Origin of the sequence: Pontibacter mucosus (assembly GCF_003054055.1) — a bacterium.
In the GTDB taxonomy this organism is placed as follows: domain Bacteria; phylum Bacteroidota; class Bacteroidia; order Cytophagales; family Hymenobacteraceae; genus Pontibacter; species Pontibacter mucosus.
In genome coordinates this window covers 189,437-204,315 of the sequence record NZ_QBKI01000007.1, presented here as the reverse complement: position 1 = coordinate 204,315, position 14,879 = coordinate 189,437, and the positions used below count along the sequence as shown (strand labels likewise).

The following is a 14,879-nucleotide window of genomic DNA, read 5'->3' as shown; positions in this document are numbered from 1 at the left end:
TCTAGCGCGGCAGGTTTAAACGCCCAGCGTCCAGCCGGGGCGGTACTCCCGCTTCACGTATTTGTTCACTTCGTCAAAATTAGTCACGCGCATATTGTCGTTGTCCCAGAGCAGCTTCAGGTCGCGGCCCGGGTAGTTGAAGCCCTTGCCGTCCGCCCTTGGCGTGCGGATGTCGATGCCGCGGATGGCCAGGTTGGCCATGAGCAGCGCCTCGGTCAGCGGGCCGGCAATCTCAAATGGCGAGCTCACCTCCTTGTTGCCATAACCGGCGATGCAGGCCTCTACCCACTGGTTGTAGTGGCCGCCGGCGCTACCCGGCACGCGGGTGATTTTATGCTTGTCTTTTACCTTGAACTCGGACGTACGGCTTGTGGGCAACAGCTGCGGGTTCTCGCCGTAGGTGCCTGCCATCATTTTGCCTTTGGTGCCGATAAAAAGCACCCCGTTCCCGCCATCCCCGAATACCTCCTCCGGGCCCAGTTCCTCCGGACGCGACGGCTGAATGCCGCCGTCCATCCAGTAAACCGTCACATCGCCTTTGGTCTTTTTTGTTTTAGGGAAGGTGAGGGTCACGTGGCTTGAGGGCGGGCAGCTTTCGGGGAAATAGCCGCGCTGGAACTCGTCCACATACACGCTGCCTACGCTGGCCTGCACGTCTTTGGCATAGGTAAGATCAAGTACGGTGAAGGCGGGCTCCACGATATGGCAGCCCATGTCGCCGAGGGCGCCGGTTCCGTACTCCCACCAGCCGCGCCAGTTAAAGGGCACGAGTTTCTCCACGTAGTCGGTGTAAGGGGCTGTGCCCAGCCACAGGTCCCAATCCAGGCCTTGCGGCACCTCAGCCTTGGTACCAGGCCACGGAATGCCCTGCGGCCACACGGGGCGGTTTGTCCAGCAGTACACGGTGTGCACGTCGCCGATGGCCTTGGAATCGTACCACTCGCGGAGCTGGCGCACCCCGTCGCCGGAGGCCCCCTGGTTACCCATCTGCGTGACTACTTTATACTTTTTGGCAGCATCGGTCAGCACGCGGGCCTCATAGATGTCATGCGTCAGCGGCTTCTGCACATACACGTGCTTGCCCATCTGCATGGCAGCCATGGCCACTACGGCGTGGTTATGGTCTGGTGTGGAAACGGTAACGGCATCAAAGTTCTTCCCTTCCTTCTCAAACAGCTCGCGCCAGTCCTTGTAATACTTGGCCTTGGCGAACTTCTCCCTCGATTTCTGCGCCCGGCGGTCGTCCACATCGCAGAGAAAGCCGATATCGGCCTTGCCGCTGTTAAACACGCCGTTAATGTCGTTGCCGCCCATCCCTCCTACGCCTATACCTGCCACGATCAGCCTGTCGCTTGGGGCCACATAGCCTTTGCCCAGCACATGGCGGGGCACAATAAAGAAACCTGCCGCGGCCAGCGCACCGACCTTCATAAAATTCCTGCGGGAGTTGTTCAGAGATGTATTCTTATCTTTCTCAGACATAGCTTTTAAAGGGTTTGGAATGAAGGAAAGTATGGCAAAAGGTAAGGCTGAAGTATAACCCGCCCCTGCCGGGGCCTTACATCTGGCCCATAATGCGGGTTATACTTCAGTTTATACTTGGTTCTTAAAGGTTCATGCGCTTCAGCTCGCCCATCGCATGGTCTACCGCTCTGGCCGTAAGGGCCATATAGGTGAGCGATGGGTTCTGGCAACCGCCTGAGGTCATGGCAGCACCGTCCGTAACGTATACGTTCGGCGCATCCCATACCTGGTTGTTTCCGTTGAGCACAGAGCTCTTCGGGTCGCGGCCCATGCGGGCGGTACCCATCTCGTGGATGCCCTGGCCCATGGCGTAACCGGCGTCGTACGCGTTCACGTTCTTCAGCCCGGCTGCTTCCAGCATTTCCTTGGCATCTTCCATCATGTCCTTGCGCATCTTCATCTCATTCTCCTTCAGCTCGGAGTCGATGGAAAGCACTGGCAGGCCCCACTTGTCCTTCTTCGTCTTGTCCAGCGTTACCTTATTCTCGTGGTAAGGCAGAATTTCACCGAAGGCAGTGATGCCCATCGTCCAGTTACCTGGCTCGGTGAGGGCGTCTTTAAAGTCGCCGCCAATGGTGAGCTCGGCAATCTCGCGGCCCCAGCCCTCGCGGCCGGCGCCGCCCTGGTAACCGAAGCCACGGATATAATCGCGTTTCTCGCCGTTCAGGTTACGGAAGCGCGGGATATAAATACCGTTCGGACGACGGCCGTACACATACTTATCCTCGTAGCCCTCTGCCACGCCGGAGGCGCCCAGGCGAAAGTGGTGATCCATCAGGTTGTGGCCCAGCACGCCGCTGCTGCTGCCCAAACCGCCATCCCATACATCGGTGGCGGAGTTCATCAGAATCCAGGTCGTGTTCAGGGTAGAGGCGTTCAGGAAGATGACCTTGGCGAAATACTCATACGTCTGGTTTGTCTCGGCGTCAAGCACTTCCACGCCTTTGGCGCGCTTGGTGTCCTTGTCGTAGATTACCTTAGTTACGATAGAGTATGGGCGCAGCGTGAGGTTACCCGTGGCCATGGCGGCCGGCAAGGTAGCCGACTGCGTGCTGAAGTAGCCCCCGAACGGACAGCCCAGCCAGCATTTGTTGCGGTACTGGCAGTTGGTGCGGTTGTGGTGCGGCTGTGTGATGTTGGCCACACGGCCGATAATCATGTGGCGGTTGCCTTTGTAGTGTGCCTTCAGGCGAGCGGCTACGTCCTTCTCCACGCAGTTCATGTCCATCGGCGGCATAAAATCACCGTCCGGAAGGTGCGGGATGCCGTCTTTCGCGCCGCTAATGCCGGCAAATTTTTCCACGTAGCTGTACCACGGCGCCAGGTCCTTGTAGCGAATCGGCCAGTCCACGGCAATGCCATCTTTAGCATTGGCCTCGAAGTCGATGTCGGCGAGGCGGTAGCTCTGGCGACCCCACATCAGGGAACGCCCCCCCACATGGTAGCCACGGTACCAGTCGAAGCGTTTCACCTCAGTGTACGGGCTTTCCTTCTCGTTCACCCAGTAGTCCAGGTTGGTTTCGTTCAGCGGGTAGTCGCGGCGCAGAACCGGGTAGTCCTCGATCATCTGCTGCGTTCTGCGTCCGCGGTGCGGGAATTCCCATGGGTGCTTGGTTGCGTTCTTGTAATCCTTGATGTGCTCAATATTACGCCCACGCTCCAGCATGATAGTTTTTAAGCCTTTCTCAGTAAGCTCCTTGGCAGCCCAGCCGCCAGAAATACCTGAGCCCACTACGATTGCGTCATATACATTCTCCGCCATAAGTAAGGGTGAATCCTCGTTTAGATTGTTTAGTTAAGTTTCTCCTGGTGTACCCATAACTGCCGGTAGAGGAACGTTCAACGGAGAAACCCCGCCCCCTGTTCACCCTGCCGCTAATTCAGGTTTTAAGGAATCAAGATATTGGAAAGGATACAAAAAATCAAGTGAGTGCTTAATTCTTCTTGCTCATTTTCAGAAAATTCAGAAAAATCATATCTAAATCTGTGTTTAACCACTGTCATGGAGAGCCTTGGCAGCAGGCAGAAACGAGAAAAGGCCACCCCGAAAGCACCGGGGTGGCCTCTGCCATACTTTATTTTCTAATGAGTGGCGGCTGCGGCAACCTATCCCATACTTAGTGATAGGCAAGGTTCAGCTAGTACCAATATCAAGTTGTGCGCATCTGCCTTTATTTTGCCATCAAACCCACCCCTGGCCCCTCCAAGGAGGGGAATTCACGCTGCATGGCAAGTAGGTCCGTTGCGCATAAATGAATCCATAAGGGTATAAGTATACCTACCTCCATTGGTAAGCCCCCCTTAAGCGGCTGGCAGCCAATACGAGGCATGGCAAGATGGCCTACGCTTTAAAGTATACTTCAAAGGTGGACCCTACCCCCTCTTCGCTTCTCACGGTGATGTAACCACTGGCATTATCCACCAGGCGCTTTACGATGTAGAGCCCCATACCTGTTCCGTCCACATGCGCATGGAAACGCTTGAACAGTGTGAATAGCTTCGTCTGGTTATCCCGGCTGATGCCCAGGCCATTGTCAGATACGGTAAGCAGCACGTAACCGTCAACCCGCTCCGTTTTAAGCGTTACCTCCGGGTTGCGCCCGGCAGCTTTATACTTAATGCCGTTGCTGATAAGGTTATAGAGCACACTATACAGGTTTTTCTTGGAGAACCTTATTTGCGGGGCACCACTAAAGTCGGCGTTGATTTGGGCATGCTCGCTGTCAATTGTTTCCTGCATGCTCGCCGCCACCTCCTCAAACACCTCCTGCACATCCACCTGCTCCGGCTCCCCGTCGATGCCGCGCTGCACCTTGGCAATGTCTGTCAGGTCTTTTATCACGTTGTTAAAGCGGCTTATCGCCCCCTTCATCATATCGAACACCGGTTGTATGGGCTCCCCCGGAATGGGACCTGCGGCCGCCACCTGGTGCTCGAGCAGCAGCAAGAGCCCCTCTATGTTGCTGATGGGCGTTTTCAGGTCGTGCGAGGCGGTGTAGACGAAGGTATCCAGGTCCTCGATAACGCGCAGCAGGTGCTCGTTGGTGGCCTGCAGCTTCTCCTGTGTCAGCTTCAGGTCTGTCAGGTCTATAAAGGAGCCCAGCATGCGGTACGGCATCTGGTACTCGTTGTGCATAATCTGGGCGCGGTTAGAAATGTAGGCGTAGGAGCCGTCCTTTTTCAGGACCCTGTAGGTGCCCGTCCATTGGTCGTTGCCGGCGTTGATGGCAAGCCCAATGCTTTTCTCCAGTTCCGCCCTGTCGTTGGGGTGCACCAGCTTGTACCAGGACTCTACCCCTTTTCCCATCTCCTCTTTCTCGTAGCCCAGCATCGCCTTCAGGCTGTCGCTCCACCATATCTCGTTGTTCACCACGTCCCAGTCCCAAATCACGTCGGTAGTAGCCATCGATACCATCCGGAAGCGTTCCTCGCTGGACGACAGCTCCTGCGTGCGCGCTGCCACGCGCTTCTCCAGCTCGTTGTTCAGCTTGATCAGGTTCTCCTCGGCCACCTTCAGCTCCTCGTAGGCCATCAGCACCTTGTCTTCGCTGTTCTTCTTCTCCGTGATGTCGGCCATGGTCACCGTGACGCCATCGCCCATTTTCACGGCGGCAATCTCATACCAGGTTTTCTGGTCATTTATCTCCAGCTGCTGCTCCACGTGCACGGATTTGCCGTTCTCCACCACTTCTACAAACTTACGGAACAGGCCGCTCTTGCGCAGGAAAGGCATGACCGAGAGCACACTTGTGCCCAGCAATTCTCCCTGCGATTGCCCAATCACGCTTTCGGTTTTCCTGTTGAGCAGCGTCCAGGCAAAGTCTTTTACCTGCTGGTTCTCGTCGCGCATTGCCTTAAAGGCCATGATGCTGTTAAACGAGCTGTTCAGCACCCCCTGCACCACATTGCTCAGTGTTTTAAGGGTGGTCACATCCACAAAGCTCACCACCACGCCGTCCCTGTTGCCGTCGTGCTTCAGGTAGGGGATAATGCGCATCAGGTAAAACCTGCCGTCCACAGTCTCCACCTCCTGCTCTTTCTCCACCGAGGTATTGTTTACCTCTTTGATGTCCTCTATCAGGCGGGAGTACTTCAGGTTGTGCGACAGGTGATGGATAGGCCTGCCCAGGTCACTGTCAATTATATTAATGAGTCCTTCTATAAAAGGCGTGAACTTGCGGATAATCAGGTGATGGTCTACGAAAAGCTGCCCGATGTTAGAGCTGCGGATGTAGTTGTCCAGGTCCTCGTTCAGCTCCTGCAGCTCCTTTATTTTAAGCTGATGCTCCGAGTTTACCGTGTGCAGCTCCTCGTTAAGCGACTGCATCTCCTCGTTCGAGCTTTGCAGCTCCTCGTTTGATGACATCAGCTCCTCATTGGTGCTCTGCAGCTCCTCGTTGGCTGTGCTCAGGTCCTGCACGGTCAGGTGCAGTCCTTCGCGGGCTTCCTTCAGCTCAGCTTCCAGGGCCGTCAGCTGCTGGTAGTAGTCATCGTCCGACACAAAGGAAAGGTCCAATACTTTGGGCAGCGGCGTTACCTCGCCCAGCTCCTGCAGCAGCACCAGTATAACTTTGGGCTGCCCCTTATCCAGAGCGACAGGCCGGATGGACACATGCACCAGCTGCTCCTTTTTGCCCAGCTTTAAGGCCACCTGCCGGGCCACCACCTTGCGGTCCTGCTTCAGGGCCTTCCGGATTCCCACGCTCAGGGTTACGGCCAGCTCCTCGGGCACCATTTTAATCAGGTTGAAGTGCAGGCGCCTGTCAGGAAACTTGAGGAAGCGGTTGATGTCGCCGATGCCGTGCAACAGCTGGTAGTGCTCGTCCACATAAAAGGCCGTTACCTTAAAATCCTCCGACACGGCATCCATAAAGGATTCGTTGTAGCGCGACTCGGGAGCGGGTTTAAGTTTGGTTACCTGCCCGTTTGTACTGCCGTTGCTGGCGTAGTCGGTCAGGCCGTAGCTCTGCCTTGCTCCCGAACCCTCTTTTATTTTTCGGAAGATCTTCCATTTCCGGTTCACCTCCGTGAAATAGGATTTCATGGAACCGATATTCTCGCTGGAGCCCAGGAACAGGTACCCACCCAGGTTCAGCGCGTACGGGAACAGGGAGAGGACCTTGTTTTGCAGGTCCGGGTTGAGGTAGATGAGCATGTTGCGGCACGACACCAGGTCGATGCGGCTGTAGGGCGGGTCCTTCTGGAGGTCGTGCTGGGCAAACACCACCAGTTTGCGCACATCTTCATTAATAATGTAGCGGTTGCCCCGCAGGTGGAAGAAGCGCTCCAGCCGCTCCGGCGAAACATGCTTGGATATAGAGAGCGGATAACTGCCCTTGGACGCCAGCATGATGGCGTGCTGGTCTATGTCGGTGGCAAATAGTTTTACGTTAGGCTCGCGCCCCAGCTTATCAAAGGCCTCCCTGAAAAGTATAGCCAGCGAGTATACTTCCTCGCCGGTGCTGCAGGCCGCCACCCATACTTTCACGGCCTCTGTCTCCGCCTTTGCCTCTATAATCTGCGGGATAATTTCCTTCTCCAGGCACTCAAAGGCCTCCGGGTCGCGGAAGAAATTGGTCACGTTGATGAAGAACTCCTGGCACAGCTTCTTGATCTCGCCCGGGTGCTCGTGCAGGAAGTTCAGGTAGTCGGCCATACTTTTCTGGCGCAGGTAGTCCATGCGCTTGCGGATGCGCCGCATCAGGGTGGCCTCCTTATAGTTGGTGAAGTCGGTTTGAGTGTGGTTGCAAATCAGGTCCAGGATCTCCTTCAGCACCTCCGAGTCCTGCCCGTCCTCGTTTTGCTCTATCAGGCTCTTCACCAGCGGCACCTTGCGGGTATGCTCCATAATCTCCTCCGGCATCTGCTCCGGGGTCAGCACATAATCGGCCGCGCCGGCATCTATCGCGCTGCGGGGCATGCCGTCGAATTTGGCACTCTCGGGGCTCTGCACCACCACCATGCCCCCGGCCTTGCGTATGGCGCGGGCGCCTTTGGTGCCATCGGTGCCGGTGCCGGAAAGCACAATGCCGATGGCATACTTGCCGCGGCTCTTCGCCATCGACTCAAAAAACAGGTCTATGGCGAAGTTGGGCTCCCGGCTGCGCACCTTGTCGGAGAGGCGCAAACGCCCGTTCTCCATGGTCAGCTGCTTGCCGCTGGGCAGTACGTACACACAATTAGGCTTGGTGAACATATCGTCCTCGGCCTCCCGCACCTGCATCTGCGTGTGCTTGCTCAGCAGCTCGGCCATCAGGCTTTTGTGGTCTGGCGAGAGGTGCTGTATGATAACAAAGGAAAAGCTGGAATTGCTGGGAAAATGATCGAACAGCTTGTGGATTGCCTCCAGGCCGCCGGCAGACGCGCCTATCCCTACCAGGTAATGGTCAGTGGGCGCAATTTTACTTTCTTTAAACTGGGGTGCTGATTTGGGTGCTGTCATTTAAGCTACTGGTAATACTTGCTGTTTACTTGATATCTGCGACTAATGTTATGGCAGATGAGGCAGTTAGAGCCTTCAGTACCGCTCCTTTACTATCTTCTCCAGCACGGCGTTTCGCAGTTTCTCGGCGGCCTCCAGCTCTTCCATACTCCAGGGCTGGGAGGTGTTTTTCACAGTCTCCTGGTAAATGGCAAAGGAATTGCGCGGGTGGTAAGACTTACCGTCCGGCTCCATTTGGACGGCATTGTTGGGGTTGCCTCCCCAGGCAATGGTTTTCGCCACCTCCGGCCTGAAGCCCAGTATAAAATCGCCCTGCTCGGCATTGATGGGCATTGCTATCAGGCCGCTGGCCACCTCTTTATAGCCCTTACTGTGCGGGTAGTCGTGGGTGAGCATGCTGGTGGCAAACAGGCCGCTTTTGTTGCGCCTCAGCCACGAGGCCAGCTCCCTTACCTCGTCCTTGCCAGGGGTATCGCCGCTCAGCCAGATATTCCCCTCATACACCACAGCCGCACCACCCAGCGAGAGCAGCTCCTTCAGGCTGTCTCCCTTTTTAAGCAGACCATCGGCAAAATGGGTCGCGTCGTACAGCTGCTCCACCAGCTTTACGTGCATACTGCGCAGCTGCACCCGCAGCGCCATCACTTCCTCCCGCTGCTTGGCCTCCAGTTGGGCCGAAAGTATGCCCGAAAGCAGCTCCATGGCAGACCGCATCTCATAGCCCGGGTACCTGGCTGTTTTATGGTGGCACGATATCAGCCCCCACAGTTGGCCGTCGATGATGATCGGCAGCGACATGGAGGCCGTAATGTTCATGTTGGCCAGGTACTCCAGGTGCACGTTGGCCACACTGCGCAGGCTGCTCTCCGAGAGGTCGGTAAAACGCTGGGTAAGCGGGTTGAGGACGGGGATAAGGCGGACGGGTTTATAGTCGCGGGTGGGGATAAGCCGGTAAGGGTTTCGGAAGTATAAATCGCGGGCCTGCTTGGGCACATCGGAGGCCGGAAAGCGCAGGCCCAGGTAATCGGCCATGTCCTCCTCCTTTGCCTGCGCTATCACGATGCCGTTCCACTTCGGGTCGAACTGGTACACCAGCACCCTGTCGAAACCGGAGAATTGCTTTAGCTCCTCGGCCGCGCGTTGGGCAATCTCGGGGTAGGTGCCGGCCTGTTTCAGCAGCGAGGTAATATACTTGATGTGCTGGTACAGGCGCACAAAGGATTCCTTGGGGCTATCCACGCTCTCCTCCAACTCTGCCAGCACGTAGTCCTGCTGCGGCAGGATCAGCACCGAAAAGGCGGTTTCCCTGCCCTGCACCTGAAAACGGAGCGTGAGCGGTATTTTGTCCTGGCTATCCTGCGTGTGGAGCTTGGCCAGGATATCCTCATACTGCCCTTCGGCCAGCAAGTCGGAGAACGGCAGGCCCAGCAGCTCATCGGGTTTGGCAAACAGGAAACGCTCCACGTTCTCGCTGACCTGCAGGATGCGCAGGTCTTGCTTATCCAGCACCAGCAGCACCCCATGCGGCTGCACCAGGTTTACCAGATGCAGCGGTATACTTCCGCAAAACTCCGAGTCGTAATTTTTCTCAACATTAATGTTTACTGGGGCTGTGGGTTTCTCCATTTGGTATTAAACGCTTTTGGCGCATAGGGCCGGGTGCAAAATAATTCAGCGATGAAGGGCACAGGCTTCTCCTGCACCATCCGGAAGCATAAACCACAGCAGGCCAAATTATACTTGCCCTGCTGTGCAGGATTAACCAATTGGAGCTTCTAAAGTTACAGGCAAACGTAGAAACCTGTTAGTCTGATAGCTGAAAGGCTTATCCCGGATTTCATAAAAGTAATACCTTCTGATTAAAAAAATAGCATTTAACCTGCTATTCGTGGAGAGCCTTTTGTATAAATTTCATATGAGGTAGAATGGATGAGGGTTGAATGGTATTCTCTTGGGCGGCTCAGGCCAGGTTTGTAATTCCCTACGCTAGATTAAAGACGGGTTTGTGAATCGGTTGATTTGAAAAGCTATACTTTAGGTATACTTTATACTTGAGCTATACTTTATACTTGTCGATTTAACTTTGTCCGTCCCCACCGCTGGCGCGGGTTTGCAACCCGTGCCTACTATGATGTTGGGTTTGCAACTTGACTGGCTTGAAGAGCCATACTTTATACTTTGGCTATACTTTTATACTTTTCTACACTGCTGTTCCGGACATCCTTGTCTGGAACCAATTCTGCTGTGGACTTCCGAGTCCGCGTAAGCCATACTTTTATACTTGTCAGGCTATACTTTCCTAGCCACTGCTTCCTTCCATTTGAACCAAGCTATACTTACTAGCTGCCGTTCATCCTATAGTTCGCATAAACCTAACGTTGCACCTCTAGTTTTGGAGCTCTCAAGCCCGAGAGGGCTCGCCTTCGGGCATCGCGCTGCTTTCGCTTCCTGCCCTCGTGCCTCGGGCTGCCTCGCCTTCAGCTCGTCACCGGAACCTCTCGAGGCGCTCAACCCAAAGGCTGGGAATCATTCGATAGCCTCAACTAACGGAGCTTGAACCGAATTCCCCTCCTTGGCCAAGGAGGGGCCAGGGGTGGTTGGACCCGGTATTCCTGAAAGCTCCCTCTCCAGTTTTTAGAAGAGGGAGAAGTAACAATTCACTTCCAAAAAGGGGCCGGAATCTGCTTTATTGACAACCCTACCTAAAATGCTGAGAACGTAAGCGGATAGTCTTCCCGGCAATAACCGGCAGCGTTAGCTGCTTGCCCTGATAGCTGAGTGTACACTCACCGTCCTTGTCGGCTTTTATACTTGCCCGATGCAGCTTGCCTCCCTTCCAGGCGATGTCTACGGTATAGCCGCCCCTGGCCCGCAGGCCTTTTACCTCACCCGCCTGCCATACGTGGGGCAGCGATGGCAACAGTTCTATGGAACCCGCATGCGACTGTAGCAGCATTTCGGCCACGCCCGCGGTGGCGCCCATGTTGCCGTCGAGCTGGAAGGGCGGGTGGGCGTCCAGGAGGTTGGCGTAGGAACCCGAGCCGCTGGTAAAAGACTCCCCGTTCGTTTTTCCTCCGGCCGGTTTGATTACCATTTTGTAAAGCTTGTGCGCCCGATCGCCATCCTTCAGGCGTGCCCAGAAATTTATCTTCCAGGCCAGCGACCAGCCCGTGCCTTCATCGCCCCGTGCCTCCAGGCTCACCTGGGCCGCCTTGGCCAGTTCCGGGGTTTCCAGCGGGGAGATCTGCCTGCCCGGGTGCAGGGCATACAGGTGCGAGACGTGGCGGTGCTTATTCTCCGGGTCGTCCACGTCCTCTTTCCACTCCTGCAGCTGGCCCCAGCTTCCAATCTGCGGCGGCAGGATTTTGTCCCGCACCTGCTGCGCCTGCCGGGCAAACGCTGCATCTGTTCCTAATACTTTAGCCGCCTGGATGCAGTTGTTGAGCACATCCCAGGCAATCTGGTGGTCCATGGAGGCGCCGCCCGAAATGCCGCCATGCTCCGGGGAGTAAGAGGGCGAGGAAACCAGGTAGCCGCTGCTGTCGGGGGTGAGGTAATCTATCCAGAACAGGGCAGCCTCCTTCATCACCGGGTAGGCCTGTCGCTTCAGGTACTCCTTATCCTGGGTATACTCATAGTGCTCCCACAGGTGCTGCGCCAGCCAAGCCGCCCCTCCCGGGAAGAAACCCCAGGGCACTTCCCAGCCCGGCGCCGTGTAGCCGTAGGCGTTGTTCATCGTGTTCACCACCCAGCCCCGCGTGTTGAAAAAGTCTTTGGCACTTTGCCTGCCAGGTGCTACCAGCGTTTCGGTGTAATCCAGCAAGGGCACGTGGCACTCGGCAAGATTGGTTACCTCGGCGGGCCAGTAAAGCATCTGCAGGTTGATGTTGGTGTGGTAGTCGGCCGCCCAGGGCGGGCTGGTGCTGTTGTTCCACTTGCCCTGCAGGTTCATCGGCATGGTGCCGGGGCGCGAAGCCGAAATCATCAGGTAGCGGCCATACTGAAAGTATAGCTCTTCCATCCCCCGGTCCTCTGCTCCGGCAAAGTAATGCTGCTGGCGGATGTTGGTCGGCACCTCGTTATACTTGCTGCCCTCCAGGCTGAGGGCTACCCGGTTAAAAAGCGAAGTATAATCGGTGGTGTGCTCTTTCAGAAGCGTGGCTATACTTTGATTCTTTACCGATTCCAGCCGCTTAGCAACTATACTCTTATAATCCGTGCCTTTGTAAGTAGGGTACTCCCAGCTATAGTCCGTGGCAGCGGTATGGATGAGTTGGACTGATTTGGCATTGCTTACCTGCACCGCGCCGTTTTCATAAGTCACGTTTCCGTCAGTGATGATACGGTAAGCCGTCTCGAACGCCTGCTTGTTGTCGTTGACGTGTCCCCGGAAAGTATAAATGCCGTTCTCGAAGCGCTCCTCATCCTTGGGGTGAGGCGTTTTATAAGTAATGGTATACTTCTCCGGGCGGCTGGAGGTGAAGTGATACACCATCACACCCTTGGGGTAGTTGCCGAAGTACAAGCGCTTATACTTTGTCTTACCAATCTGGTAGCTCACGCTGCCTGTGGCCGTGTTTAGGTCCAGCTCACGGCGGTAGTTGTGCGGGGCTGCCTCTCCGTGGCCCAGCCTCACATACAAGTCGCCCATGGTTTGCTGCGCGCCGTAATCGCCCCACTCGGTGCTGCCCTCCAGCTTGGCCGGCGCGGTGCCCGTCAGGTGTTTTTGCACCAACTGATTGGCTTCCTTCAGTTTGCCTTCGGCAATCAGCTGCCTGATTTCGGACAGGTACTTCCATGCCTCCGGTTTATTGCCATAGTTATACTTGGTATTCGAATGCGGGCCACCCGACCAAAGCGTGCCTTCGGTGAACTGCAGCTGCTCCTCCCCTACGCCCCCGAAAAACATCACGCCCATGTAGCCGTTGCCAATCGGCAGGGCCTCCCGCATCCAGTCGGTGGCAGGCTTGTCATACCACAGTTTCAGCGTTTTGTCCTGCGCCAGGGCAGGCAGCAGCAGCAACAGAAAGTATGGCAGCAGGAGAAGCGTTCTTTTCAAGGATATCAGGTGAGGCATGATTTTAAGCTTTGCGTTTACAGGTAGTTCCTGGATTAATTTACTCTAACCTATTTTGTCATTCTGAAAGGATCTTGTGGGCAAGCCACATCAGCTTAACCTCTCTTCTACCAAGTTTCTTTCAGAATGACTTTATTGGCTATACTTCCTATTGGCCCTGTCCTAAATTATTCTCCAGGAGAATTATTTAATCTGGAACAGCGGGTTTTCGGCCGGAGTGCGTAGCTGCTCCATTAGCTGCTCGAGCTCCTTCACCTTCTCGGGCTCAGCGGCGGCCAGGTTGTTCCGCTCGCCGATGTCTGTACTTAGGTTGTAGAGCTCGGTGCGCTCGGGCTGGCCCTTTTTGTAGAAGCGGATGGCCTTCCAGTCACCCTGGCGCACGGCCTGTTTAAAGCCGCCCTCGCCAAACTCCCAGTACAAGGCCTGATGCTGTGGCTGCGCCTCTTTGCCTAACAGGTCCGGCACGATGGAAATGCCGTCTATACTTTCAGGCGCTGCGCTGCCGGCCAGCTGGGTAAAGGTGGGCAGCATGTCCCAGAAGGCGCCGATGTGCTCGCTGGTGCCAGGCTTTACTTTTCCCTCCCAGTAAGCGATGAAAGGAACCCGGATACCGCCCTCATAGAGGTCGCGCTTCACGCCACGGAGCGGGCCGCTGCTCTGGTGCGCCTCCATCGCGTCTGCCAACGTTCTACCGCCCTCGATGTGGGTACCGTTGTCGCTGGTAAAGATGACCAGGGTGTTTTCAGCCAGGCCCTCTTCGCGTAGCTTCTGCATAATCTGCCCTACGTAGTCGTCCACCGCGGTGACCATGGCAGCATAGGCCGCCTTCGGGTATTTCTGCGGGCCATACCAGTTTCCGTCCGGTTGCTCTTTCTCAGGGGCGAAAACGCTTCCACCGTTAGCGGTTAAATAGGGCTGCATATACTTGTCCTGCACTTTCAGCTCGGCATGCGGCAAGGTATAAGACACATACAGGAAGAAGGGGTTCTGCTTTTGGTTGTCGATAAACGTCAGGGCATCCTCCGTAAAAATATCGTTCACGAAACTTCCTGCCGGAACAGGCACTTTGGTGCTTTTGCCATTGGCCAGCCGCCATAGAGAATCGGCCTGCTGCTTATGCCCCTCCAGGTGGTGCAGGTGTCCGGTGAAGAAATCCCAGCCCTGCTGCTCGGGCACGCCCGTCGTGCCTTCCAGCCCCAGACCCCATTTGCCCACCATGCCGGTGGTATAACCGCTCTCTTTCAGGAGCTTCGCCAGCGAGGTATCGGTGGCGCGCATGGGCACCTCGCCGTTGCCCCGGATAAAAGTATGGCCTGTGTGCTGCCCCGTCATCAGTGCGGCCCGGGAGGGAGCGCATACCGTGGAGCCGGCATAAAACTGCGTATAGCGCCTGCCTTGCTCGGCCATCTTATCCAGGTTCGGGGTTTGGATTTTGGTTTGTCCGTAGGGGCCGATGTCGCCATAGCCCATGTCATCGGCCAGTATAAAGATGATGTTGGGCCTGGCTGCCGTGGCTGCTGCGTCGTCAGGCTGCTCTGAGGTGCGGCAGGAGCTTACAGCCAGCAGGAGGAGCAAAAACAGAACACTGGGTGATAATTTCATGAAGTGCAGGTTAGGGTGATGTTGATTTCAGCAATCCTAAAAGCAGGATTTTTAGCTGCAAAAGCCTGAAAATAGCTATTTAAAGGTAGATTAAGAAACCCGCAGCACGCGCAAACGCTTGCGTGGTCTTCCTTTCCGGAAGTATAGGGATATTTTATACTTTCAGGTAACGATGCCCCTGATGTCAGGGCTCCGGCCATATCCTAAACTCTTAATATCTCATAGTTATTTCTT

Annotated in this window: 7 protein-coding genes; 1 reads left to right on the top strand and 6 read right to left on the bottom strand. The window is 55.7% G+C overall.

Annotation, left to right across the window (positions count from 1 at the left end):
- Positions 1-15 precede the first annotated feature (15 nt).
- The 4 genes from C8N40_RS14720 to C8N40_RS14705 all read right to left on the bottom strand — a co-directional run bounded on the left by C8N40_RS14720 (position 16) and on the right by C8N40_RS14705 (position 9,592).
- Positions 16-1,482 (bottom strand): Gfo/Idh/MocA family protein, encoded by a 1,467-nt coding sequence (locus C8N40_RS14720; protein WP_108212535.1) that lies wholly within the window; start codon positions 1,480-1,482, stop codon positions 16-18.
- 124 nt (positions 1,483-1,606) lie between these two features.
- Positions 1,607-3,286, bottom strand: a complete 1,680-nt coding sequence (locus tag C8N40_RS14715; RefSeq protein WP_108212534.1) for a GMC oxidoreductase — start codon at positions 3,284-3,286, stop codon at positions 1,607-1,609.
- 579 nt (positions 3,287-3,865) lie between these two features.
- Positions 3,866-7,966: a chemotaxis protein CheB gene (locus tag C8N40_RS14710; RefSeq protein ID WP_108212533.1), complete on the bottom strand. Its 4,101-nt coding sequence runs from the start codon at positions 7,964-7,966 to the stop codon at positions 3,866-3,868.
- Positions 7,967-8,041: 75 nt separating this feature from the next.
- Positions 8,042-9,592 (bottom strand): GAF domain-containing protein, encoded by a 1,551-nt coding sequence (locus C8N40_RS14705; RefSeq protein WP_108212532.1) that lies wholly within the window; start codon positions 9,590-9,592, stop codon positions 8,042-8,044.
- 530 nt (positions 9,593-10,122) lie between these two features.
- Here C8N40_RS14705 and C8N40_RS22705 point away from each other — a divergent pair.
- On the top strand, positions 10,123-10,269 hold the full coding sequence (locus C8N40_RS22705; protein ID WP_211318119.1) for a hypothetical protein: 147 nt from the start codon (positions 10,123-10,125) through the stop codon (positions 10,267-10,269).
- Positions 10,270-10,664: 395 nt separating this feature from the next.
- On the opposite strand, the gene C8N40_RS14700 is transcribed toward C8N40_RS22705, so the two are convergent.
- Both C8N40_RS14700 and C8N40_RS14695 read right to left on the bottom strand, forming a co-directional pair.
- Positions 10,665-13,025, bottom strand: a complete 2,361-nt coding sequence (locus C8N40_RS14700; RefSeq protein WP_245905137.1) for a glycoside hydrolase family 95 protein — start codon at positions 13,023-13,025, stop codon at positions 10,665-10,667.
- 201 nt (positions 13,026-13,226) lie between these two features.
- Positions 13,227-14,645 (bottom strand): arylsulfatase, encoded by a 1,419-nt coding sequence (locus C8N40_RS14695; RefSeq protein ID WP_108212530.1) that lies wholly within the window; start codon positions 14,643-14,645, stop codon positions 13,227-13,229.
- Positions 14,646-14,879: the final 234 nt, after the last annotated feature.

Bases quoted from the DNA above. Each gene is read 5' to 3' on its own strand.
- C8N40_RS14720 (WP_108212535.1), bottom strand. From the start codon at position 1,482: ATGTCTGAGAAAGATAAGAATACATCTCTGAACAACTCCCGCAGGAAT.
- C8N40_RS14715 (WP_108212534.1), bottom strand. From the start codon at position 3,286: ATGGCGGAGAATGTATATGACGCAATCGTAGTGGGCTCAGGTATTTCT.
- C8N40_RS14710 (WP_108212533.1), bottom strand. From the start codon at position 7,966: ATGACAGCACCCAAATCAGCACCCCAGTTTAAAGAAAGTAAAATTGCG.
- C8N40_RS14705 (WP_108212532.1), bottom strand. From the start codon at position 9,592: ATGGAGAAACCCACAGCCCCAGTAAACATTAATGTTGAGAAAAATTAC.
- C8N40_RS14695 (WP_108212530.1), bottom strand. From the start codon at position 14,645: ATGAAATTATCACCCAGTGTTCTGTTTTTGCTCCTCCTGCTGGCTGTA.